19 protein-coding genes are annotated in these 23076 nt (G+C 70.0%); 16 read left to right on the top strand and 3 right to left on the bottom strand.

Annotated elements, in window-relative coordinates:
* Window positions 1-288: 288 nt before the first annotated feature.
* The 15 genes from ACIGJO_RS17075 (at window position 289) to ACIGJO_RS17005 (ending at window position 15686) form a co-directional block, all read left to right on the top strand.
* A complete protein-coding gene (locus ACIGJO_RS17075; protein WP_399958632.1) occupies window positions 289-1746 on the top strand; it encodes a DUF6801 domain-containing protein in 1458 nt (485 codons plus the stop codon).
* A gap of 620 nt (window positions 1747-2366) precedes the next feature.
* A complete protein-coding gene (locus tag ACIGJO_RS17070; RefSeq protein ID WP_329946724.1) occupies window positions 2367-3353 on the top strand; it encodes an ATP-binding cassette domain-containing protein in 987 nt (328 codons plus the stop codon).
* Window positions 3350-4216, top strand: a complete 867-nt coding sequence (locus ACIGJO_RS17065) for an MlaE family ABC transporter permease (protein WP_399958629.1) — start codon at window positions 3350-3352, stop codon at window positions 4214-4216. The genes ACIGJO_RS17070 and ACIGJO_RS17065 overlap by 4 nt, the downstream gene beginning before the upstream one ends.
* Before the next feature lie 3 nt (window positions 4217-4219).
* A complete protein-coding gene (locus ACIGJO_RS17060) occupies window positions 4220-5023 on the top strand; it encodes an ABC transporter permease (protein WP_266925736.1) in 804 nt (267 codons plus the stop codon).
* Window positions 5023-6336 carry an MCE family protein gene (locus tag ACIGJO_RS17055; RefSeq protein WP_399958627.1) on the top strand — a complete coding sequence of 438 codons (1314 nt, stop codon included), beginning with the start codon at window positions 5023-5025 and terminating at the stop codon, window positions 6334-6336. The genes ACIGJO_RS17060 and ACIGJO_RS17055 overlap by 1 nt, the downstream gene beginning before the upstream one ends.
* A complete protein-coding gene (locus ACIGJO_RS17050) occupies window positions 6333-7364 on the top strand; it encodes an MCE family protein (RefSeq protein ID WP_399958624.1) in 1032 nt (343 codons plus the stop codon). The genes ACIGJO_RS17055 and ACIGJO_RS17050 overlap by 4 nt, the downstream gene beginning before the upstream one ends.
* Window positions 7361-8380 carry an MCE family protein gene (locus ACIGJO_RS17045; protein WP_399958622.1) on the top strand — a complete coding sequence of 340 codons (1020 nt, stop codon included), beginning with the start codon at window positions 7361-7363 and terminating at the stop codon, window positions 8378-8380. The genes ACIGJO_RS17050 and ACIGJO_RS17045 overlap by 4 nt, the downstream gene beginning before the upstream one ends.
* Before the next feature lies 1 nt (window position 8381).
* A complete protein-coding gene (locus tag ACIGJO_RS17040) occupies window positions 8382-9539 on the top strand; it encodes an MCE family protein (RefSeq protein WP_399958620.1) in 1158 nt (385 codons plus the stop codon).
* Window positions 9536-10699, top strand: a complete 1164-nt coding sequence (locus ACIGJO_RS17035; protein ID WP_399958617.1) for an MCE family protein — start codon at window positions 9536-9538, stop codon at window positions 10697-10699. The genes ACIGJO_RS17040 and ACIGJO_RS17035 overlap by 4 nt, the downstream gene beginning before the upstream one ends.
* Window positions 10696-11952 (top strand): MCE family protein, encoded by a 1257-nt coding sequence (locus ACIGJO_RS17030; RefSeq protein ID WP_399958614.1) that lies wholly within the window; start codon window positions 10696-10698, stop codon window positions 11950-11952. Before ACIGJO_RS17035 ends, ACIGJO_RS17030 begins: the two co-directional genes overlap by 4 nt.
* Window positions 11949-12461: a hypothetical protein gene (locus ACIGJO_RS17025; RefSeq protein WP_399958611.1), complete on the top strand. Its 513-nt coding sequence runs from the start codon at window positions 11949-11951 to the stop codon at window positions 12459-12461. Before ACIGJO_RS17030 ends, ACIGJO_RS17025 begins: the two co-directional genes overlap by 4 nt.
* Before the next feature lie 23 nt (window positions 12462-12484).
* A complete protein-coding gene (locus ACIGJO_RS17020) occupies window positions 12485-13132 on the top strand; it encodes a hypothetical protein (RefSeq protein ID WP_399958608.1) in 648 nt (215 codons plus the stop codon).
* Window positions 13133-13190: 58 nt separating this feature from the next.
* Window positions 13191-13721, top strand: a complete 531-nt coding sequence (locus tag ACIGJO_RS17015) for a hypothetical protein (RefSeq protein ID WP_266925754.1) — start codon at window positions 13191-13193, stop codon at window positions 13719-13721.
* A 37-nt stretch (window positions 13722-13758) separates the two neighbouring features.
* Window positions 13759-14463, top strand: a complete 705-nt coding sequence (locus ACIGJO_RS17010) for a hypothetical protein (RefSeq protein ID WP_399958606.1) — start codon at window positions 13759-13761, stop codon at window positions 14461-14463.
* A 20-nt stretch (window positions 14464-14483) separates the two neighbouring features.
* The gene (locus tag ACIGJO_RS17005; protein WP_399958604.1) at window positions 14484-15686 is read left to right on the top strand and encodes a lytic murein transglycosylase; all 1203 of its coding nucleotides are present in this window, start codon (window positions 14484-14486) and stop codon (window positions 15684-15686) included.
* Here ACIGJO_RS17005 and ACIGJO_RS17000 read toward each other — a convergent pair.
* A complete protein-coding gene (locus ACIGJO_RS17000) occupies window positions 15675-16736 on the bottom strand; it encodes an ATP-dependent DNA ligase (protein WP_399958601.1) in 1062 nt (353 codons plus the stop codon). The two genes, ACIGJO_RS17005 and ACIGJO_RS17000, sit on opposite strands and share 12 nt — an antisense overlap.
* Window positions 16737-16812: 76 nt before the next feature.
* Here ACIGJO_RS17000 and ligD point away from each other — a divergent pair, with 76 nt between their 5' ends.
* Entirely contained in the window at window positions 16813-17868 is a 1056-nt protein-coding gene (ligD, locus tag ACIGJO_RS16995; RefSeq protein WP_399958598.1) for a non-homologous end-joining DNA ligase, read from the top strand.
* Window positions 17869-18224: 356 nt separating this feature from the next.
* On the opposite strand, the gene ACIGJO_RS16990 is transcribed toward ligD, so the two are convergent.
* Together ACIGJO_RS16990 and ACIGJO_RS16985 are read right to left on the bottom strand one after the other, a co-directional pair.
* The gene (locus ACIGJO_RS16990; protein ID WP_399958595.1) at window positions 18225-20462 is read right to left on the bottom strand and encodes an OmpL47-type beta-barrel domain-containing protein; all 2238 of its coding nucleotides are present in this window, start codon (window positions 20460-20462) and stop codon (window positions 18225-18227) included.
* Window positions 20459-22897: a ThuA domain-containing protein gene (locus ACIGJO_RS16985; RefSeq protein WP_399958997.1), complete on the bottom strand. Its 2439-nt coding sequence runs from the start codon at window positions 22895-22897 to the stop codon at window positions 20459-20461. Before ACIGJO_RS16985 ends, ACIGJO_RS16990 begins: the two co-directional genes overlap by 4 nt.
* Window positions 22898-23076 lie beyond the last annotated feature (179 nt).

Raw genomic sequence — 23076 nt, 5'->3', positions numbered from 1 at the left:
GGACACCGGAAATACTCACGAACTGACAAGGTGCTCGGCGATTCTTGTCACTCGCTTCCTGTTCCCGCCCCGCCCGGGAAGTGCGGCGCGTGAAGCGCTTCCCAAGCATCTCGGGCGCCGCGTACGGTACCCACCGGTAAGCAGCTGTGGGCGCCTGGTCAATTCCCTTACGGCGCGGTGGATTTCCTTGCTCCGGACGGCCGCGCACGTCCGGGCGTTCCCGGTGCGGCGCGTACGGACGCCTGCTCCCGGGACAGTCGCACAATCGAGTCCGGAAGGCAGAGTCGTATGGCAGCCAATGCACGCTGGGCCCCCCGCCGCACGGCGCGGATGACCGCGGGCGGTCTCCTCGTCGTCGCCGCCACCTTTCTGCCCGGTGCCCAGTCGGCGGCCGACGGGCAGCGGTCCGAGACCGCCGTCGACTACGACTGCCAGTTCCCCTCCGGCAGCCGCACGGTCACCGCGGTCGTCGCGGCCGGCTACCCGGCGAGCGGCAAGGTGGGCGACCCCGTGGCCGCCCGTGAGGTGACGGTCGGTCTCGACCTGCCGAGGGGAGTGCTCGGCGACCTGGAGCAGCTGGAGGCGACCGCGGTCTCCGCCCTCGCCCAGCTCGCGGTCCAGTACACCGCGGGGACGGACTCGGCCAGGGCCGACTGGTCCGGCCTGGCGGCTCCCGCGCAGGAGATCGCCGGGCGCGAGAGCGTCAGGCTGGAGGCGGCCGGGCCGGTCCCGACGGCCACGTTCGGCTCCCCGGGAAGGGCCACGCTGACGGCCTCGGACCTGACGTTCACGCTGAGCCCGCTCAAGGCGGACGGCTCACCCGCCGCGCCGAGCGGCATCGACGTGACCTGCCGCCCGGCGGCGGGAGCGGACACCGTCCTCGCCACGCTGCCCATCAGCGGCACGCCGGCGGAGGAACCCGTCGGGCAGCCGCCGGCGGACCCCGACCGCGACGACGCGCTCCCGCCCGGCCAGCGCGAGAAGCTGGACGACGCGCGGCGGGAGGCCGACAGGAAACAGGAGGAGGGCGAGGGCGAGGTCGAGCCGTGCCCCTTCTCGATGGAACTCCCCACCCCTTCCGAAGCGTTCGTGACGGGGTTCACCAACGTCAAGAAGCTGAACGGCGCGGCGCTGCTGGGTCCCGCCCGCACGAACGTGACCATGATGATGAAGTACACCAACGACCCGTGCATGAAGACCGTACGGGTGCTGAGCGGCGCGGAGTTCGAGCACGAGGGCAAGCGGCAGCTGCCGCCTTCGCGGGGCACGTTCCTCTCGTTCGGCTTCATGCCGACCACGGCGACGATGATCCTGAGTCAGGTCGGCCCGACGGCCAGCATCGACTCCCTCACCATCAACGACCTCATCGTCGATCCGCGATACCCCGAATACACCACCATCACCGCCAAGTTCGAGCTGCGCGTCAAGGACGTCAAGGTCAACGGTGTGTCCCTCGACGTGGGGCCGAACTGCCGGGCCTCCAAGCCGATCGAGCAGACACTCAGGGCATTCGGGACGACCTATCCGCGCGCCGGGTACACCGTTCAGTACGGCGGCACCATGGACGGAAACACGTATATTCCGTCCTTCGAGGGATGCGGTGTCGGGGAAGACCTGGATCCGCTGCTCACGGCCTCCATTTCGGGGGGCGGGAACTACATCAAGATGACTCAGGCACCCCTGTGCGTCTCCACGAACCCGGATGGTCCCGACTGCCCCCCGAAGGTGCCGAAGCCGGAGCGCTGACCTTCGCCGAGCCCCTTGCGCGACCCATGTGATGAGCCCTTCCGGTGAAGCCTCACCGGAAGGGCTCATCGGCGTGGAGGGGGCTGTGCGGAAACACCGTGACGGCGCGGGAAGGCGCCCTGCCCGGCATTCTTTCGGTCTCCGCGATGATTCCTCACTTTCTTACAGGTTTCACGCGCCGATTAATCATCTGCCGACAAGTAATCGTGGCCGCCTGATCGCCTCGCAGAAATTTTCGTATCCGGTATTGCGTAGCCAGGTTACTCGGCCGTAGCGTCCCCGATGAGTGACCCGGACCCCTCGGCACCTGCTCGTTCGGTGTACGCGGGGGGCCGGTTCGGGCGCCCCGCGCGCCGGCTGTGCAGGCCAGGGCCCGGCTCGGCCGCCGGAGCACTTGCGCACATCGCGACAAAAGCAGGGGGCGGATTTGTCATCGAATGACAAGTGATCCACTTCCGGCACCTCGTTCGTCGATTTCCGCTGTTCAACGGCTTGTCCTGGCGGTTTCGACGGACATAGCGTGCGCCTCCTGGTGCACGAGTGACGATCCGCCATTGGGTTTCTCAGAGCCGGAGCGCAGAGAAGATGACTACGTTCACGACCACTTCGAAGGAGGTCCGATGGGAATCGAAGTAGTCGTCGAGGGCCTGACGAAGTCCTTCGGCAGACAGAACATCTGGCAGGACGTCAGTCTCACACTGCCGGCCGGTGAGGTGAGCGTGATGCTCGGCCCCTCCGGCACCGGAAAGACCGTCTTCCTGAAATCCATCATCGGACTGCTCAAGCCCGAGCAGGGAAGCGTCCTCATCAACGGCGTCGACATGGTGAACAGCCCCGAGCGCGAAATCATGGAGACCCGGAAGCTGTTCGGGCTCATGTTCCAGGACGGCGCCCTCTTCGGCTCGATGTCGCTCTTCGACAACATCGCCTTCCCGCTGCGTGAACACACCCGCAAGAAGGAATCCGAGATCCGCCGCATCGTCATGGAGCGGATCGACATCGTCGGACTTCTCGGCGCCGAGGGGAAGCTCCCGGGCGAGATATCCGGCGGCATGCGCAAGCGCGCCGGTCTCGCGCGTGCCCTCGTACTGGACCCGCAGATCATCCTCTGCGACGAGCCGGACTCCGGACTCGACCCGGTCCGTACCGCGTTCCTCTCCCAGCTCCTCATCGATCTCAACGCGCAGATCGACGCGACGATGCTCATCGTCACCCACAACCTCGACATCGCGGCGACCGTCCCCGACAACATGGGCATGCTGTTCTGTCGCAATCTCGTCACCTTCGGACCGCGCGAGGTGCTGCTCACCAGCGACACCCCCGTCGTCTCCCAGTTCCTCGCCGGACGCCGGGAAGGCCCCATCGGGATGTCCGAGGAGAAGGACGCCGCCACCCTCGCGGCCGAGCAGCGGGACGGCGGCGCCGGCTACGACACCGGGCCACGCACCGTCGTACCGCAGCTGGAGCCGTCTCCCGGCATGCCCGTGCGCCAGGGTGCGCTGCGCCGCCGCGAGCGCGTCATGTCGATGATGGGTCAGCTGCCGGAGGCCGCCCGTACGGCCATCATGCAGAGCTACACGCCTGCCGCGGGGGGTGCGCGCCCGTGACGGCCCCCATGCCGGTGCGGCCTCCCGAGCCGCCCACGACCGGGGCTTCCGCGCCCCCGGCGCCCCGGACGGAGACGCCCGGGAACAAGGCCCCGGCCCGGCTGCTCGCCCCGCTGCGGGAGACCGGGAAGCTGTTCGCGCTCGGCCTCGCGGTGGGCCGGGCCATCTTCCGCAGGCCTTTCCAACTGCGGGAGTTCATCGAGCAGTTCTGGTTCGTCGCCAGCGTCACGATCCTGCCCGCCGCACTCGTCTCCATCCCGTTCGGCGCGGTCATCGCCCTCCAGGTCGGCTCGCTCACCCAGCAGTTGGGGGCGCAGTCGTTCACCGGCGGCGCCAGTGTGCTGGCCGTCATCCAGCAGGCCAGCCCGATCATCGTGGCGCTGCTGATCTCCGGGGCGGCCGGATCGGCCATCTGTGCGGACCTGGGCTCCCGGAAGATCCGCGAGGAGCTCGACGCGATGGAGGTCATGGGCGTCTCGCCCATCCAGCGCCTGGTCGTCCCGCGGGTCCTGGCGACCATGCTCGTCGCCGTCCTGCTCAACGGGCTGATCTCCGTCGTCGGCACCCTCGGCGGCTACTTCTTCAACGTGATCATGCAGGGCGGCACCCCCGGCGCCTACCTGGCCAGCTTCTCCGCCCTGGCCCAGCTGCCCGACCTGTACATCAGCGAGTTCAAGGCGCTGATCTTCGGCTTCATCGCGGGGATCGTGGCCGCCTACCGGGGACTGAACCCCCGGGGCGGCCCCAAGGGGGTCGGTGACGCGGTCAACCAGTCCGTCGTCATCACCTTCATGCTCCTGTTCTTCGTGAACATGGTCCTCACGGCGATCTACCTCCAGATCGTCCCCGCGAAGGGGAGCTGACCGATGCCGATGCTCAGCTGGCTCGACAGATCGGGCGACCAGCTCACCTTCTACGTACGGGCGCTGGTCTGGATTCCGCGTACCCTGCGCCGCTACCTCAGAGAGGTGCAGCGCCTCCTCGCCGAAGTGGCCTTCGGCAGCGGCGGACTCGGGGTCATCGGCGGCACCATCGGCGTGATGATCGCGATGACCCTCTTCACGGGGACGGTCGTCGGCCTCCAGGGGTACGCGGCACTCAACCAGATCGGCACCTCCGCCTTCACCGGCTTCATCTCCGCCTACTTCAACACCCGTGAGATCGCCCCGCTCGTCGCCGGTCTCGCCCTCTCCGCCACCGTCGGCGCGGGCTTCACCGCCCAGCTCGGGGCGATGCGGATCAACGAAGAGGTCGACGCGCTGGAAGCGATGGGCGTCCGGTCGATGCCGTATCTCGTCACGACGCGGATCATCGCCGGAGTCGTCGCGATCATTCCGCTGTACGCGATCGGGCTGCTCTCCTCCTACGTCGCCTCCCGCTACATCACGATCCTCTTCAACGGCCAGTCCGCGGGAACGTACGACCACTACTTCGATCTCTTCCTCTCCCCGGACGACGTGCTCCTGTCGGTGCTCAAGGTGCTGATCTTCAGCGTGCTGGTGATCCTCGCCCACTGCTACTACGGCTTCCACGCCACCGGCGGCCCCGCCGGGGTGGGGGTGGCCGTCGGGCGGTCGGTGCGGAACGCGATCGTGCTGATCAGCGTCACCGACTTCTTCCTCTCGCTCGCCATCTGGGGCGCCACGACGACCGTGAAGGTGGCCGGCTGATGATTCCCCGGAGCACACGGACGGTCCGCCGCAGACTCGCCGGAGTCGCGTTCCTGCTCACGCCCGTCGTCCTGGTGTGGGTGTCGGTCTCGGTGTACGAGAAGGACTTCACCGACAACGCCACCGTGACCGTACGCACCGGATCCGTCGGCAACGAGATGCACGACAACGCCGACGTGAAACTGCGCGGAGTCGTCATCGGCCAGGTGCGCGACATCGCCGCCGAGGACGACGGAGCCCGTCTCACGCTGGACATCGACCCCGGCAAACTCGGACAGATCCCCGCCGACGTCACGGCCCAGATGCTGCCCACCACCCTCTTCGGGGAACGGTTCGTGGCACTCGTCCCCCCGCCGGTCCCCTCCACCAGGACGCTGCGCGCCGGAGCGGTGATCCCGCAGGACCGCTCCAGCAACGCCATCGAGCTGGAACAGGTCCTCGACAACGTGCTGCCGCTGCTGACCGCGGTGAAGCCGGAGAAGCTCTCCGCCACTCTCAACGCCGTCTCCCAGGCGCTGGAGGGACGCGGCGACAAGCTCGGCGACACCCTGGTCACGCTCGACGCCCACCTGAAGAAGTTCAACCCCCAACTCCCCACGCTCAACGCCGACATCAAGGAACTGGTCAAGGTGAGCACGGTGTACGGCGACGCCGCGCCCGATGTCCTGGACGCGCTGACCGACTTCACCACCACCAGCGGCACCATCGCCGAGCAGCAGGCCGAGCTCGCCGACCTGTACGGGGCCACCACCGCCTCCGCGCAGGACATCACCACCTTCCTCCGGGCGAACAAGGACAACCTCATCAGGCTCTCCGCCTCCAGCAGGCCGACGCTCGAGGTCCTCGCCGAGTACGCGGACTCCTTCCCCTGCACCCTGCGCACCGTGGCCGGATTCGTGCCCGCCATGGACAAGGCCCTGGGCAAGGGGACCAACCAGCCGGGACTGCATGTGACCGTCAAATCGGTCCCCTCCAAGGGGAAGTACGTGGCGGGCCGGGACACTCCCGTCTACAAGGCCACCGGCGGCCCGCACTGCTACTCGGTGCCGTACGTCGGCCGGCACGTGCCCACCGCCGATGCCCGGACGGCGCGGGCGGACCGCCCCGCCGCAGCCGGGCCGGGCACCTCGGCCGGCGTCACCGCGGGCGGGTCCCCGGACACCGCTCTCGGCCTGCCCAACTCACCGCAGGAGTCCCGGCTCGTCAACGAACTGGTGGCTCCCTCACTGAAAGTCCAGCCGCAGACCCTGCCCGACTGGAGCAGCGTGCTCATCGGTCCGGCCTTCCGCGGCGCGGAGGTGAAGCTCAAGTGAATCGCCGCTCCCTCGCGGGACCGCTCACGAAATCGATCGTCTTCGTCCTGGTGACGGTCCTGGCCACCACCGTGCTGGCGCTCTCCATCGCCAACACCGGGGTCGGGGACACCACCTCGTACAAGGCGAGGTTCACCGACGCCACCGGGCTCATCGAAGGGGACAGCGTCCGGATCGCCGGGGTCAAGGTCGGCCAGGTGGAGTCCATCGAGGTCGCCGACAAACGGCTCGCCGAGGTCACCTTCGCCGTGCGCAAGGGCCGCAAGCTGCCCGCGTCGGTGACCGCCTCCATCAAGTACCTCAACATGGTCGGCCAGCGCTATGTCGACCTCGACCAGGGCGCCGGCCCGGTCGGGGCCAGCTTCGCCGCCGGGGACACGATCCCGCTCGCCCGCACCACCCCGGCCCTCGACCTGACCCAGCTGTTCAACGGCTTCCAGCCGCTGTTCGAGGGACTGTCCCCGCCGGACGTCAACCAGCTCGCCGGGTCCATCGTCCAGGTGCTCCAGGGCGAGGGCGGAACCGTCGACAGCATCCTCCAGCACGTCGGATCACTGACGAGCACCGTTGCCGCGAAGGACAAGGTGATCGGTGAGGTGATCGAGAACCTCAACACCGTGCTGAAGACGGTCAACGACCGGGAGGCGGGCTTCAACGACCTCGTCGTCACCCTCCAGAAGCTCGTCACGGGCTTCTCCGGCGACCGCAAGCCGCTCGGTGAAGCGGTGACGGCGATGGGCGCGCTCACCACGGTCACCGCCGGACTCTTCGAGGACGGCCGCAAGCCGCTCAAGGAAGACATCAAGCAACTGGGGCGGCTCACCGACCAGTTGGGCAAGAACACGCCGAAGATCGAGAACTTCCTGGAGAAGACACCGGCCAAGATGGCGGCGATCAGCCGCCTCACCTCCTACGGCTCCTGGCTCAACCTCTATCTCTGCGAGGCCAAGGTCAGCGCGGTCACGACCGACGACGGCAGCGCACCGCCCACCGGCATCGCGATCACCCAACCGAGGTGCCTGGCATGAGAATCACACCCATCCGGGAACGCAACCCGGTCGCCGTCAGCATCGTCGGGCTCCTCGTCCTGGCCCTCGTCGGCCTCGCCGCCTACCGCGCGGACTCGCTGCCCTTCATCGGCGGCGGCACCACCTACAGCGCCGACTTCACCGAGTCGGCCGGACTCGCCGACGGCGACGAGGTGCGGATCGCCGGAGTGAAGGTCGGCGAGGTCACCGGGGTCTCCCTCGACGGAGCCCGGGTGAGGGTCGATTTCAGGGTGAAGGACGCCTGGATCGGCAACTCCTCCACCGTGGGCATCGCCATCAAGACGCTCCTCGGCGACAAGTACCTCGCCGTCGACCCGCTGGGCAACGCCCCGCAGGACCCGGACTCCCGCATCAGGGCGAGCCGCACCACCTCACCGTACGACGTCACCCAGGCGTTCAACGGACTCGGCGAGACCATCGGGGAGATCGACACCGTCCAGCTCGCCAAGAGCTTCGAGGCGATCTCCGCCACGTTCAAGGACTCCCCGCCCGATGTGCGCAGCGCGGCGAACGGTCTCTCCGCACTGTCGAGGACGGTCTCCGAACGGGACGCCCAGCTGGCCACCCTCCTCAAGGGCAGCAAGCAGCTCACCAAGACCCTCGCCAACAAGAAGAGCAGCTTCGAGACCCTCCTGGAGGACGGCAACCTGCTGCTCGGCGAGATCCAGGCGCGCCGCGACTCCATCCATCTGCTGCTCACCGGCACCAGGAATCTCGGCACCCAGCTCACCGGGCTCGTCGCGGACAACGACAAGCAGCTCAAGCCGACCCTGGACTCGCTCGGCCGGGTCACCGCCGTACTGATCAAGAACCGCAAGAGTCTCGACAAGGTGCTGGCCATGACCGGTTCGTACAGCCGCCTCGTCGGCAACACCCTCGGCAGCGGGCGCTGGTTCGACAACTACGTCTGCGGGGTCGTCCCGAAGAACTACCTGCCCGCCGGCACACCCCCGGCGACCGGATGCATGCCTCCCAAGCAGCAAGGCGGCCGCTGACATGAGACTCACGCGCATCGTCGGCATCGGCGCCGGACTCGCGGTCGTCGCGGTCGCGGCCACCACCGGGGTGATGGCCCTGGACGAAGAGGGAAAGACCACCATCACCGCCTACTTCGACCAGGCCACCGGCGTGTACGCCGGATCGGACCTGCGGATTCTCGGCGTACGGGTCGGCACGGTCGAATCCGTCAAGCCCCGGGGCGAGGAGGTCAAGGTCGTCCTGCGGCTCGACCGGGGCATCGCGGTCCCCAAAGGCGCCCACGCGGTCGTCGTCGCCCCCAGTCTCGTCGCCGACCGCTACATCCAGCTCGCCCCCGCCTACGACGGAGGGCCCCGGCTCGCCGACAACGCCGTACTGCCCGCCGCGGGCAACGCCACGCCCGTCGAGGTCGACCAGCTCTACGAGTCGATCACCGAGCTCTCCACGGCGCTGGGCCCCGGCGGGGCGAACGCCGACGGAGCACTGGCCGGTCTCCTGGACACCGGAGCCAAGAACCTCGACGGCAACGGCAAGGCCATCGGCGACTCCATCGAACAGTTCGGCAAGGCCACCAAGACCCTGGACAGGAGCAGCGGCGACCTCTTCGACACGCTGTCCTACCTCCAGACCTTCACCACCATGCTCAAGGACAACGACAGCAACGTCCGCACCGCCGAACAACAGCTCAACTCGGTCACCGGCTTCCTCGCCGACGACAAGAAGAACCTCAGCGCGGCACTGAAGGAACTCGGCACCGCGCTCGGCCAGGTCAAGAGCTTCATCGAGAAGCACCGCGGCTCCCTCAAGGAGAACGTGGACGCCCTGGTGCCGCTCACCCAGACCCTGGTCGACCAGCGTGCCTCGCTCGCCGAGGCCATGGACACCCTGCCCCTCGCGGCGGGCAACGTCCTGAACGCCTACGACCCGGCGAACCGGACGCTAAACGGGCGCACGAACCTCAACGAACTGTCCATGGGAGGGCCGCTCGTCGAACCCGAGAACCGCCCGGGGACACCCTCCCTGACCGGGCTCGCCCCGGTGGACGCCACGCGCAGAAAGGCCCTCCCCGTCCTGCCGCTGCCGGAGATCGGCACCGTCTACGGCACGCCGGGGAAGAAACCCGCCAGGAACGAGGAACCGGACACCGGGCCGGACAGCAAGGGGGCGAACCGATGAGCCGTGCCCTGCGCGGACCCGGACCCCGGACGGTCGGTGCGCTCGCCGCAGTGGTCGCCGCGGGAGTCGGTGTCGCCCTCGTGGTGACCAGCGTCGACGCGCCGGTGTTCACCGGTATCGAACAGGTGCCGCTGCCCGGCGGCGCCGACCTCGGCGACCACCCGTACGAGATCACCGCGGAATTCGGGGACGTGCTCAGCCTGGCCCCGCAGTCCTCGGTCAAGGTCAACGACGTCTCGGTCGGCCGCGTCACCAAGATCTCCCTCAGCCCCGACGGCTGGACCGCGAAGGTCACGATGCGCGTCAACGGGAGGATCGAACTCCCCGGCAACGCCTTCGCGCACCTGGAACAGTCCAGCCTCCTCGGCGAGAAGTTCATCCAGCTCTCACCGCCGCCGGGCGGAAAGGCCCGCGGCTCCCTCGCCGACGGCGACCGCATCCCGCTCGTCCGCACCAACCGCAACCCGGAGGTCGAGGAGGTGTTCGGCGCCCTGTCCATGCTTCTCAACGGCGGTGGCGTCAACCAGCTGAAGACCATCACGACCGAGCTGAACAAGGCACTCGCCGGACAGGAACCCCAGGTCCGCTCGATGCTGAACCGGGTCGACACCCTCGTCACCAACCTGGACGGCCACAAGGAGGACATCACCCAGGCCCTCGACGGCGTCAACCGGCTGGCCACCACCCTCGCCACCCGCAAACAGGACATCGGCACCGTCCTCACCGACCTCAGCCCCGGCATGAAGGTCCTGGAGAAACAGCGCGGCTCGCTCCTGACGATGCTGCGCTCGCTCGACACGCTCTCCACGGTGGCCGTCGACACGATCAACAAGAGCAAGGCCGACATGATCGCCGACCTCAAGGCCCTCGCCCCGACACTGAAGGCCCTCGCCGACTCAGGCAACGATCTGCCCGACTCCCTCCAGGTGCTGCTCACCTACCCGTTCACCGACGAGGTGCTACGCGGCGTGAAGGGCGACTATCTCAACGTCTATCTCGATGTGACGGCGCTGCCCGGCACCCAGATCATCCCGGCACTCACTCCCGGCGACCCCGTGCCCCCGCAGCCCACCGCCGGCGGGGGCGGGAAGCCGGTCCCGGACACCCTCCCGCTCCCGCTGCCGTCAGTCCCCGGGACCACGCAGGGGAGCACCCGATGATCACTCTCGCCATCCGGCTCAAGAACATCGCCTTCCTCGTCATCGCGGTCCTCGTGCTCGGCTATCTGGGAGTGCGCTACGCCGACCTCGGCCACTACGTCGGACTGCGCAGCTACTACACCGTCACGGTGCAACTCCCGCAGACAGGCGGCCTGTACACCCACTCCAACGTCACCTACCGGGGTGTCTCCGTCGGCCGGGTCGGACCCATCGAGCTGACCGACGACGGCGTCGAGGCCGAACTGCGCATCGAGAACGACTCACCGCCCATTCCCGACAGCCTCAAGGCCGTCGTGGCGAACCTCTCCGCGGTCGGCGAGCAGTACGTCGACCTGCGCCCCACCCGCGGGGATGGCCCCTTCCTGGGCAACGGTTCGGTGATCGACCAGGCCGACACCACCATCCCCGCACCGCCCACCGACGTCCTCACCGGCGTCAACGACCTGGCGGCCTCCGTCGACCTGGAGAACCTGCGTACGGTCGTCGACGAGTTCGGCACCGCGTTCAGCGGCCGCGGCGACGACCTCCAGGTGCTCCTGGACACCAGCGGCGAGTTCATCGAGGCGGCGGACAGGTCGCTGCCCGTCACCACCAGGCTGATGGCCGACGGCGAGACGGTGCTGCGCACGCAGGCGGAACAGGGCGAGGCCCTGAAGGGCTTCGCCTCCGGCGCCGAGGAACTGGCGGCCGAGCTCAAGGGGTCCGACACCGACCTGCGCCGGCTCATCGCGGCCGCGCCGGACGCGGCGGGGCAGATCAGCGGGCTGCTGCGCGACCTCGACCCGGGCTTCGGCATCGTCGTCGCCAACCTCCTGACCACCTCCGAGGTCGCCGTCACACGCCAGCGCGGCCTGGAGGAGCTCCTGGTGAAGCTGCCCGCCGTCGCCGCGGCGGGTGCGACAGCGGTGGACAAGGACGGCGCCCGGTTCGGGATGTCGGTCACCTTCTTCGAACCACTGCCCTGCACCGCCGGATACGGCGCGACGGTCTACCGCAACGGACTCGACACCTCGGCCGCGCCCGCCCTCAACACCAGGGCCCGCTGCACCTCGTCGCCCGGCACGGGCATCAACGTACGGGGCAGCGCGAACGCCCCCAAGGGCGGCCCCCTGCCGGCGCCGGCCACCGCGGGCCAGGTGTTCCGGGGCACGGACACGGCCCAGCGGCTGCCCGGAGCGCCGGGCGTCACGGCACGGAGCACGCCCCAGGCCGACGGCATGGCCGGACTGCTGGGACTGGGAGGAGACGAATGAAGCGCGGCGTGACCGGCTGGGCCGTCCTGCTCGTCGCCGCACTCGTCTGCGGACTCGGCGGCTGGTCGTACGCGCGGGCGCGCGGCGACGACACCCTCGCGTACGCCAAGAGCCGCGACACCGCGCTCTCCGAGGGGCGCCGGCACCTCGCCGCGCTGAACAGCCTGGACGGCGCGAGCGCCGGGAGCGTGAACGCCGGGCTGCGCTCCTGGCTGGACTCCTCGGCCGGTCCGCTGCACGAGGAGCTGAAGCGGACCCGGAAGACGGATGCGAGCGAACTGACCGCGTCCGGGACCACGGCACGCGCCGAGGTCACCGACGCCGCGCTCACCGCGCTCGACGACCGGACCGGGACGGCGCGGCTGATCGCGACCGTCGACATCGAGGTCACCCCGCGCACCGGAAAGGCGGGCACCCAGCGCAAACGCTTCGAGGCCACGCTCGACAGGACGGCGGACGGCTGGAAGGTCGGGGCGCTCACGGCGATCGGGGTCGGGGGCGCCGGATGAGGCAGCGGGGAGGAACAGCGACGGTGAACAGCACGGGCACCAGGGACGGGCAGCGCGACGGCGTCGAGGACAGCGCCGGGAAGGACGCCGAGGACGGCGGCACGGAGCGGGACGGGGCGGCGCAGGAGACGAAGGAGCGGGAGCGGGCCGGGGACCCCGCGCCCCGCGGCGTCCGCGGATGGCCCCGGATCCTCGGCGCGGTCCTGGTGTGCGCGCTGCTCGCGGCGGGCGGCCTGCTCTTCGCCGAGGGACAGCGGCTGCGGGACACCCCCGCCACCTCCAACCGCGCGCTGAGCGACTCCGCCGCCACCGGCAGGGTGGTGGGCGATGTCAGCAACGCGCTCGGCAAGGTCTTCTCGTACAGCCCGCAGGCCACCGCCGTCACCAAGGAGTCGGCGAAGGAGGTCCTGGCGGGAAAGGCGCTCCAGCAGTACGCGGCGCTGTTCGGCCAGGTCGAGAAGCAGGCCGCCGACCAGAAACTGACGCTCACCACACATGTCGTACGCGCCGGAGTGACCCGGCTGACCGACAGCAGCGCCCATCTGCTCGTCCTCCTGGACCAGGTCTACGAGCGTGAGGGAAAGGCCGCCACCACGGCGGCCGCGCAGCTCTCGGTGACCGCCGAACTCCGGGACGGACGCTGGCGAATCGTCGCGATCACCTCCAGATAGCGCACGCAGGCAACGCACACAGCTCAGATCGGCTCAGCCGGCAGGGGAGAGGCACGCAATGGCACGGGTACGGACGACGGGGAATGTGCTGGTGACGGTGGCGATCGCGCTCACGGCCGTGGCGGCCGTCGCGGCGGGCTGGGGCGGCTGGTCCCGGTACGACGCCTCCCACGACGACTCGGCGGCGTACGCGCAGGCCCGCGACGACGCCCTGGCCGCGGGCGAACAGGCCGTGCAGAACATGAACACCCTCGACCACCGGAAGCTGGAACAGGGGCTGGACAGCTGGGAGAGCTCCACCACCGGCGATCTGCACAAGCAACTCATCGACGGAAGGGACGAGTTCGTCAAGCAGATCGAGGCGGCGAAGACGGTCAGCACCGCCAAGGTCCTCTCCGGCGCGGTCACCGAGCTCGACGACCGGGCCGGCCGGGCCGGAGTCATGGTGGCGGTCCGGGTCACCGTGACCGCGCCGAAGGGCGAGCCCGCGGTGAAGGAGAGCCGGATGCTCGGACAGCTCACCCGGACCTCGCAGGGATGGAAGCTCAGCGCCCTCGGCCAGGCGCCCGTCGGCAACACCGCCGGCTGACCACCCACCCCCGACCGCCCCCGAGAGGATCCCGGACATGTCGACGACCCGTCACCTCGTCAACCGTCAGCGCCGGCTGGCCACCGCCGCCGCGGAACGCACCACCACCACCGAATCCGCCACCCCCACCGCGCCGGAACCGGAGCAGGCGGCCGGACAGCCGCAGGCGGAGGCCGCGGAGGAGCATGTGGCCGAGCCGGAGAGCCGGCCGAAGCGCCGGCCGCCGCGCCTGCGGATCCGGCTGCCCGCCATCCTGTGCGCGGCGACGGTGCTCCTGGGGGCCTTCGCCGCCTGGGCGTTCACCTCCGCCGCGAGCCTGCGGGGGGAGCCCTCCCGGCAGAACACCGCGCTCACCGACATCGGCCGCACCAGTGAGGTGAAGGGCCAGATCACCGAGGCGGTCGGCGCCGTGTTCTCGTACGACTACGCCTCGCCCGCCAAGGCCGAGCGCGCGGCGCGGACCTACCTCGTGGGCAAGGCGGTGGGACAGCACGAGAACATGCTCGCCGAGGTACGGGCGCAGGCGCCGAAGCAGAAGCTCGTGCTGACCACGACGGTCACCGAGAGCGGGGTGGAGGTCCTCGACGGCGACCGGGCCCGGCTGCTGATCTTCGCCGACCAGAGCAACACCCGTACCGGCAAGGCCGAGGAGACCACCTACGCGGCGGCCATGTTCGCCGTGGACGCCGTCCGGCGGGGCGACTCCTGGCGGATCGCCGGCATCGACACCTTCACGCAGTGACCCGGGGGAGGAGAGCACACATGAGGTTCAACGGCACCGTACGCCGCGGACTCACCACGACGGCCACGGCCGTCGCCGCGATGGCCGCGCTCACCGCGTCCCAGGCGCCGGGATTCGCCGGCCCGGCGCGGCCCGCCGAGAAGACCGCCGCCGCGGACGACGTGGTGTGGACCCAGGTGCCCAACGACGACTCGTACCACACCGAACTGCCGCCGCTGAAGACCCCGAAGCCACCGGAGCCGGGGGCGAAACGGAGTCCGGCGGTCGCCACCTCCTGGGCCGAGGCCGGTATCCCGGCCACCGTGCTGGCGGCCTACCGCAGGGCCGAGAGCGCCCTCGGCCGGAGCGACGCGGGCTGCAGCCTGCCGTGGCAGCTGCTCGCGGCGATCGGCAAGGTCGAGTCGGGCCAGGCCCGCGGCGGCCGCGTCGACGCCCGCGGCACCACGCTCACCCCGATCCTGGGCCCCGTGCTCGACGGGGCGGGCTTCGCCATGATCCGGGACACCGACAACGGGGCGTACGACGGCGACAGCACCTACGACCGGGCGGTCGGCCCGATGCAGTTCATCCCCTCGACCTGGGCGCACTGGGGCAAGGACGGCAACGGCGACGGCCGGCGCGATCCGAACAACATCTTCGACGCGGCCCTCGCGGCCGGGCACTACCTCTGCGCCGGGACCCGCGATCTGTCCGTCCGGGGCGATCTGGACCGGGCGGTCCTCAGCTACAACCACTCGGACACCTATCTGCGCACCGTGCTGTCGTGGCTGGAGTTCTACCGCGCGGGCACGCACCCGGTGGCCGACGGCGGGGGCGTGATCCCCAAGAGCCCCGGGGCGGGCGGACCGGCCGGGCCCAAGGCCCCCGTCGGCGGCCCCGGCAGTCCGGGCGGCGGCATCGTCATCGGACCGCAGCCCACCCGCACCCCCGGCCCCTCCGCCTCGCCCCGCCCCACGGACACCGGCTCGCCGGGCCCGAGCCCCGATCCGACCGGCACGCCCACCGGTCCCGGCCCGAGCCCCGACCCGACCGGTACGGGCCCCACGGACCCCGGGCCCAGCCCCGATCCGACCGGCACGCCCACCGATCCCGGCCCCACCGGCCCCGGCTGCCCCACGGACTCCCCGTCTCCCGACCCGTCCGAGCCCACGCCGACCCCGGACCCCGGCAACACCGACGACCCCTGCGCCACGCCGACGGGCGAGCCGGAGTCAGCCGCCTGACAGCACCTCGGCCAGGTCGTACCGCACCACTTCCTCCAGCTGCCCGTAGGTGCAGCCGGAGGGGGTGCGGTCCGGACGCCACCGCCGGAACTGCGTGGTGTGCCGGAACCGGTCGCCCTCCATGTGGTCGTACGCCACCTCGCAGACCCGCTCCGGGCGCAGCGGCACCCAGGACTGGTCCTTCCTGCCCGACCAGCGGTTCTGCGTCCCGGGCAGCCGCGCGCCCTCATGGGCCGCCGCGTCGGCCCAGGCGGCCCAGGGATGGTCGGCGAAGGCGGTGCGCAGCGGTTCCAGTTCCTCGGCCAGCTCCGCGCGCCGTTTCATCGGGAACGCCGCACAGACCCCGACGTGCTGGAGGAAGCCCCCGGAGTCGTACAGGCCGAGCAGCAGCGAGCCGACGACCGGGCCGCTCTTGTGCGTCCGGTACCCCGCGACCACACAGTCCGCCGTCCGCTCATGCTTGATCTTGAACATCACCCGGGTGTCGGGCCGGTAGGGCAGATCGAGCGGCTTGGCCACGACACCGTCGAGCCCGGCGCCCTCGTACCGCTCGAACCACTGCCGGGCGACCTCGGGATCGGTGGTCGCCGGGGCGAGGTGCACGGGCGGCGCGGCATCGGCGAGCGCCGCCTCCAGCACGGACCGGCGGTCCGCCTGGGGGGTGCTGAGCAGCGAATCGTCGTTCACCGCGAGGATGTCGAAGGCGATCAGGCTGGCCGGGGTCTGCTCGGCCAGCAGCCGCACCCGTGAATCCGCCGGATGGATGCGCTCGCTCAGCCGGTCGAAGTCCAGACGTCCTTCGTGGGCGACGACGATCTCCCCGTCGATCACACAGCGGGGCGGCAGACTGTCCCGGAACGCCGTGACCAGCTCGGGGAAGTAGCGGGTGAGCGGTTTGCCGGTGCGGCTGCCGATCACCACCTCGTCGCCGTCGCGGTGCACGATCGCGCGATAGCCGTCCCACTTCGCCTCGTACTGCATGCCCGGCGGGATCGTGGACACGGACTTGGCGAGCATCGGCTTCACGGGCGGCATCACCGGCAGGTCCATGGGCCGATTGTTGCCCACACACCGCCCCCCGTCTCCCGATATGCGGCATATGTGCGACCGGCCTACGGTGGCCGTCATGGGAGCAGCGGTGGAACTGGACGCAGACGGACGAGCCGTACGGCTGTCCAACCCGGACAAGGTGTACTTCCCCGAGAAGGGCTACACCAAGAGGGACGTGGCCGAGTACTTCCTGGCCGTGGGACCCGGCATCGCCCGCGCCCTGCGCGACCGGCCGACCACGCTCCAGCGCTTCGTGGACGGTGTCGAGGGGGACTTCTTCTACCAGAAGCGCGCGCCGAAGAACCTCCCCGACTGGATTCCGACGGCCAGGATCGCCTTCCCCAGCGGACGCCCCGCCGACGAGATCAGCCCCGCCGGACTCGCCGCCGTGATCTGGGCGGCCAACCTCGGCACCCTCACCTTCCACCCCTGGCCGGTACGGCGCGCCGACACCGACCATCCCGACGAACTGCGCGTCGACCTCGACCCGCAGCCCGGCACCGACTACGCCGACGCCGTCACCGCCGCCCACGAACTGCGCTCGGTCCTCGACGACCACGGGCTGCGGGGCTGGCCCAAGACCTCCGGCGGCCGCGGCATCCATGTGTTCGTGCCCATCGCACCGGAGTGGACCTTCACCGAGGTGCGGCGCGCGGCCATCGCCGCCGGACGCGAGCTGGAGCGGCGTATGCCGGAGCGGGTGACGACCGCCTGGTGGAAGGAGGAGCGCGGCGAGCGGATCTTCGTCGACTTCAACCAGACGGCCCGCGACCGCACCATCGCCTCTGCCTACTCCGTACGGCCCTTCCCGCACGCGCCGGTCTCCGCCCCGCTGCGCTGGGAGGAGATCGACTCGGCCGAGCCCCGGGACTTCGACCTCAGGACGCTGCCGGTTAGGTACGCCGAACTCGGCGACGTCCACGCCGACATGGACGAGCACGCGTTCCGGCTGGACGCGCTGCTGGAGCTCGCGGAGCGGGACGAGAAGGAGCGCGGGCTGGGCGACATGCCCTACCCGCCGGAGTATCCGAAGATGCCCGGCGAACCGAAACGCGTACAGCCCAGCCGGGCCCGGCACGAGGACGGCGAGGGCGGCGCTCACGCGGACGGCGGCGACGGCGCCGGGGCATGAGCGGAGCGGGACCGGCGCACGGCGCGCACGGACGGCCGCCGACCCGCCGGGACCTGTGGGATCGGTACAGGAGGTCGCCGTATCTGCCCGCGACCGTGCTGCTCTTCATCATGGCCCTGGACGCCTCGCCCGATCTGCGCTCCTACCCCACCCGGCGCTGGCCGGGCAGGCGCTGGAGGACCAGAAGGTGTTCACGATCGTGAACCTCGGACATGGTCTTCGCGATGTTCAGAACACTGATGGGGCGCTGGGCACTGGTGTCCTGCACGGTGTTCTGGGTGTGGCGGCACCGGCACCCCCAGGGCCGCGACCGCACGCCGGAGCATGCGGCCGCGGCCGGCTGAGGCACAGCGGGTCTACAGCTCCTTGACCCGGATGTCGCGGTAGGAGATGACGTCCGAGGTGCCGTGGACCTGGAGCCCGATGTAGCCGGCGGCGAACCGCCGTCCGTCCGTGCCCGGGTCGTCGCCCCGCGGCGGCTCGAAGAGCTGTCCGCCGTTGTTGTCGAACTCGTTCAGCAGGACACCGTTGCGGTGGATGGAGTAGTGCTGGCCGACCACCCGGATCTCGTAGTCGTTCCAGGTGCCCTTGGGCGTGACGCCGGCGCCGCCGAGACCCACCCGGTCGAAGCCGTAGACCGAGCCCGTCTTGTACATGTCGCCGTCCGGCCGGTCGTTGATCTGGATCTCATGGCCGTACTTGATGGCGACCCACTCCGGACGTGACTCCTCCGGGTTGTCGTGGACGTTCGGGAAGCGGACGAACACTCCGCCGTTGGCGTTGCCCGCGGCGGGAGCGTCGTCGCGCCACTGGAGCTTCAGCGAGAAGTCCCCGTAGCTCCGGGCCGGGAACCACAGCATGCCCATGCCGTCCACCGTCGTGGAGCTGGTGATCGAGCCCTCTTCCTCGTTGAGCCCGAACTTCCCGCCGCCCACGTGCTGCCACTTGGCGAGGGACGCGGCGGTGCCGTCGAAGAGCTTGGTGTAGCCCTCGGACTGCCCCGGCTTCCCGATGCCGGACTCCTTGGCCGCCCGGTAGATCTTCCGGTGCTCGCGGGTGTCGATCACCCCGTCCGTCAGGAGCTTGTCGAGGACCTTGTCCACGTGCTTGAGGAACAGGGCGTGCGAGGACCAGTCCTTCTCGTCCTCGATCAGCTCGTTGACGGTGCAGCGGTTGCGGGTGATCCGGTTGGGGACGCCGGTGTCGACGGTGCCGACGATGACGGTGAGCCGCTCGTCGAACTCCGGGCAGTTCGGCGACGGGACCCCGCCGCTCTGCGCCACGGTGAACGACATCCGCTTCGCCTCGGAGGTGTTGCCCGCCTTGTCCGTGGCCCGGTGGGCGAACGTGTGGTACCCGACCCGGTCGACGATCACGGCGGCGGTGTAGGCGAGATACGGTCCGCCGTCCAGGGAGTACTCGACCGTGTCCACGCCCGAGTCGTCGTCGGTCGCGGTGACGGTGGCCCTGGCGCTGGTGATGAACGCGCCGTCCGAGTTCTTGTCGCCCTCCACCGTCAGCGAGGTCTCCGGCGCGGTCGTGTCCTTGGAGGGCGGCTCGACGACCGTGAAGTCGACGGCCTTCGCCGCGGCCGCGTTGCCCGACTTGTCGGTCGCCCGGTAGCGGACCTTGTGCGTTCCCACCTCGTGCACCATCACGGGAGCGGTGTACGCCTGCCAGGCACCGTCCGCGCCGAGGGCGTACTCGATGGTGTTGACGCCGGAACCGGTGTCGGACGCGGTCACGGTGACCGTCGCCATGCCCAGGTACGCGCCCTGGCCGTCCTTCTCGCCCGACACGGTCGCCGAGGTCTCCGGCGGTGTCGTGTCGTCGGTCGGCGGCGAGGCCACGGCGAAGTCGACGGCCTTCTCCGGCGCCGTGTTGCCGGCCTTGTCGGTGGCCCGGTAGCGGACTGTGTGGGTCCCGACCCGGTCGACCACGACGGGCGTGGTGTACGGCTGCCAGGCGCCGTCCGCACCGAGGGCGTACTCGGCCCGGTCGACGCCGGAACCCTCGTCGGTCGCCGCCACGGTGACGGTGGCCTGGCCGATGTACGCGCCGTCGGCGTTCTTGTCGCCGTCCACCTTCGCGGAGGTCTCCGGGGCGGTGGTGTCCTCACCGCCACCGCCGTCCGTCACCGTGAGGATGCCCTGCATCGACCCGTGGCCCGGAATGGTGCAGTGGTAGAAGTACCGGCCGGGGGTGAGGGTGACGTCGACGCTGTGCTTGCCGCCCGCGCTGTCGCTCGGGTTGGCCAGGATGTTCAGCTGGACGTCGTTGTTGAACTCCGGGTCCGAGACGCTGAACGTCAGCGTGTGCGGCATCCCGGTCGTGTTCCCGGTCGCCGTGCTGTTCTCGAAGACGATGGTCGCCCTGCCGGCCACCGCGGTCTTCGGGGCCGACAGATAGTGGTCGATGGGGTCGCCGGCGGTCCAGGTGAGGACCTGGTCGGCCGCCGCCGGGGACCAGTCGTCGCCTCGGCCGTACGCCGCCGTCGAACTCAGTCCGAGGACCATCAGGAACGATCCCAGCAGGGCGAGCCACAGCCGGGCGGGCCGGTATCGCCGTCGTGCGAGGCGCGAGGGGTGTCTCACTGGGCTGCCGCCTTCCTGGCCAGGTCGGCGGCGGCCGGGGTCGGACCGCCGCCCTTGTACGTCACACGCCACAGCGCGGACTTGGAGTCGGAGGTGAAGAAACCGCGCCCGTAGTCCAGGACGTACAGCGAACCGTCCGGAGCGAACTTCCAGTCCATCAGGTTCCGGATGCCCTCCGCCCCGACCGGGATGATCTTCTTCAGGGACTCGGCGTGCGTGGGCAGACCGCCCTTGCCGACCGTCTTCGGGTCGGTGAGCACGGCGTGCCGCGGCTGGTCGGCGTCGTAGAAGTCACCGACGAACCACTTGCCGTCCCAGTACGCGGGCCACTTGCCGGCGCTCGTGCTCGCCGCGTCGTACCGGTAGACCGGGCCGTTCATCGTGGCCTGGCCGCCGCCCTTGAGCCAGGGCAGGAGCAGCTTCTGCTCCTCGGCCCGGTAGCTCGGGACGCCGTCGGCGTCGCGCGGGTAGTCCACGCCGCCGCCCTGGGGCGAGTACCAGATGGTGTTGGAGGTGACCGGCGGCAGGTTCACCAGACCGTCGTTGTTCGGCGACTCGTTCTTCGGGGCGTCGCAGTCGTACCAGCCCAGCGGCTTGGCCGGGTCGGGCAGATTACGGTCCCGGTAGGGCTGCTTGTTGCCCATGCAGTACGGCCAGCCGTGGTTGCCCGGCTTGGTGATCGCGGCGAACGTGTCGTACTTGGCGGGTCCCCAGGTGGTGCTCGGTTCGCCCGCGTCCGGGCCGACCCAGCCCGCGTACAGCGTGTCGGTCGACTTGTCGATGGAGATCCGGGCCGGGTTGCGCACGCCCATCACATAGATCTCGCCGCGCGTCCTGCCGCCGCCCTCGTCCGGCTCCCTGCCCGTGAAGAGATTGCCCTCGGGCAGGGTGTACGTGCCGTCGTCCTCGGGGTGGATCCGCAGGATCTTCCCGTTGAGGTTGTTGGTGTTGCCCGCGGTGCGCCGGGCATCGGCGAAGGACACGCCCTTGTAGTTCGGCTGGGGGTTGTTGCCCGAGTAACCGCCGCTGAAGCCGGAGGAGTTGTTGTCTCCGGTCGCGATGTAGAGGTTGTCCTGGGAGTCCCAGGCCATGCCTCCGCCCGCGTGGCAGCAGCTGTGGATCTGGACCGGCCAGCTCAGCAGCACCTTCTCGGAGGCGAGGTCCAGCTTGTCCGTGGCCGGATCGAAGGTGAAGCGGGAGACCTGACGTACCGCCATCCGCTTGTCGCGGTCGATCTTCGCGTGCGGTGTGTAGTGCAGATACACCCAGCCGTTGGACGCGAAGTCCGGGTCCAGCTCGATGCCGAGCAGCCCCTCCTCGACCTTGACCAGCTCGTCGCCGCCGCCCTTGTTCCCGAACACGGTCAGCGCACCGGCGAGCGTGACCTTCCCGGTCTTCGGGTCGTAGACGTGGATCTCGCCCAGACCCTTGCCGATGTCCGGGTCCTTCCAGTCGATGACGACCGGCCGGCTGCTGTCGGCACCGCCGCGTCCGATGTAGAAGACCCGCCCGTCGGCGGCGGTGACCAGCCCGTGCGGCTCACCGATCTGGTCGTTGCGACCCGGCTGGTTGGGCTGGGTGAGGCGCTCCGCCTTGTAGTTGCTGTTGATCGTGGCGGTGCAGTCGGCCCGGGAGAGCCGGGACGTCCAGGCCAGCGCGCCCCGCAGATGGTCGCGGAAGTCCGTCTCGGCGAAGCTGTCGGCGGTGCCGCCCATCGCGGTGTAGAAGGACCGGCCGCCGTCGTAGTCGCGGCACCAGGAGACCGGGTGGTCCCAGCCGTTGGCGCTCGCGCCGGGCTTGTAGGTGAGCTCGCGGACCCGGGCCACGGTGTGCACATCGCCGGACGGGTTCTTCGTCCAGTTCAGCCACTTGTCGGGACGCTTCCACTCCAGCGGCAGACCCTTGGTCGCCGGATGGCTCCGGTCCCCGGTCTCCACCGTCGCCCGCTGCACGGCGGTGGGGCTGTTCGCGGCCGGCCGGGCCCCGACCAGACCGGTGAACCAGTCCGAGTACGGTTCGGTACGCGCCGCGTCATGGATGCCGAGGAACCCTCCGCCCGCCTCCATGTACGCCTCGAGACCGGCCTCCTGCTCCGGGTCGAGGACATCGCCGCCGCCGGTGAGGAAGACGACCGCGTTGAACGTGCCGAGCCGCTTGGCGTTGGTGAACACCCCGGCGTCGTCCGTGGCGACGGTCCGGAAACGTCCGGCCTCCGGACCGCTCAGCCCGATCTTCTCGATCGCCGCGATACCGGCGTCCACGGTCGGCGACTCGTCGCCCGCCGATGCGTGGAACACCAGCACCTTGACGTTGGCCCCGCCAGGTGGTGACGGAAGGGACAACGTTGTCGGAAGCCTGTCCGCCGGCTCCGGACCGGGACTGGCGCCGGCGGCGTTGCCGCCCAGCAGGGACGCGGTCAGTGCGCCGGTCGCCAGGACCGCCGCGAAACCGCGTCGCGATCTGGACCGGTGGTGCGGTGTGCGCTGCATGTGGTCACCCACCCTCTTGGTCACTGCAACTCTTCGGTCACTGCAACAGCGCATGAAGCTAGACCTCTTTTCGTGGCACGCCAATAGCTATGGCGGCATTCGCACTAACTTTGTCCTGGGTGTGG

The organism is Streptomyces sp. NPDC079020 (assembly GCF_044542225.1).
GTDB lineage: Bacteria > Actinomycetota > Actinomycetes > Streptomycetales > Streptomycetaceae > Streptomyces.
The sequence above is the reverse complement of the archived record's forward strand: the minus strand, read 5'-3'. Positions and strand labels throughout refer to the sequence as shown.

What these genes read in the sequence shown, in the direction of transcription:
- ACIGJO_RS17075 (WP_399958632.1), top strand. Translation starts at nt 289, where the DNA reads ATGGCAGCCAATGCACGCTGGGCCCCCCGCCGCACGGCGCGGATGACC.
- ACIGJO_RS17070 (WP_329946724.1), top strand. Translation starts at nt 2,367, where the DNA reads ATGGGAATCGAAGTAGTCGTCGAGGGCCTGACGAAGTCCTTCGGCAGA.
- ACIGJO_RS17060 (WP_266925736.1), top strand. Translation starts at nt 4,220, where the DNA reads ATGCCGATGCTCAGCTGGCTCGACAGATCGGGCGACCAGCTCACCTTC.
- ACIGJO_RS17055 (WP_399958627.1), top strand. Translation starts at nt 5,023, where the DNA reads ATGATTCCCCGGAGCACACGGACGGTCCGCCGCAGACTCGCCGGAGTC.
- ACIGJO_RS17045 (WP_399958622.1), top strand. Translation starts at nt 7,361, where the DNA reads ATGAGAATCACACCCATCCGGGAACGCAACCCGGTCGCCGTCAGCATC.
- ACIGJO_RS17040 (WP_399958620.1), top strand. Translation starts at nt 8,382, where the DNA reads ATGAGACTCACGCGCATCGTCGGCATCGGCGCCGGACTCGCGGTCGTC.
- ACIGJO_RS17035 (WP_399958617.1), top strand. Translation starts at nt 9,536, where the DNA reads ATGAGCCGTGCCCTGCGCGGACCCGGACCCCGGACGGTCGGTGCGCTC.
- ACIGJO_RS17030 (WP_399958614.1), top strand. Translation starts at nt 10,696, where the DNA reads ATGATCACTCTCGCCATCCGGCTCAAGAACATCGCCTTCCTCGTCATC.
- ACIGJO_RS17025 (WP_399958611.1), top strand. Translation starts at nt 11,949, where the DNA reads ATGAAGCGCGGCGTGACCGGCTGGGCCGTCCTGCTCGTCGCCGCACTC.
- ACIGJO_RS17015 (WP_266925754.1), top strand. Translation starts at nt 13,191, where the DNA reads ATGGCACGGGTACGGACGACGGGGAATGTGCTGGTGACGGTGGCGATC.
- ACIGJO_RS17010 (WP_399958606.1), top strand. Translation starts at nt 13,759, where the DNA reads ATGTCGACGACCCGTCACCTCGTCAACCGTCAGCGCCGGCTGGCCACC.
- ACIGJO_RS17005 (WP_399958604.1), top strand. Translation starts at nt 14,484, where the DNA reads ATGAGGTTCAACGGCACCGTACGCCGCGGACTCACCACGACGGCCACG.
- ACIGJO_RS17000 (WP_399958601.1), bottom strand. Translation starts at nt 16,736, where the DNA reads ATGGACCTGCCGGTGATGCCGCCCGTGAAGCCGATGCTCGCCAAGTCC.
- ligD (WP_399958598.1), top strand. Translation starts at nt 16,813, where the DNA reads ATGGGAGCAGCGGTGGAACTGGACGCAGACGGACGAGCCGTACGGCTG.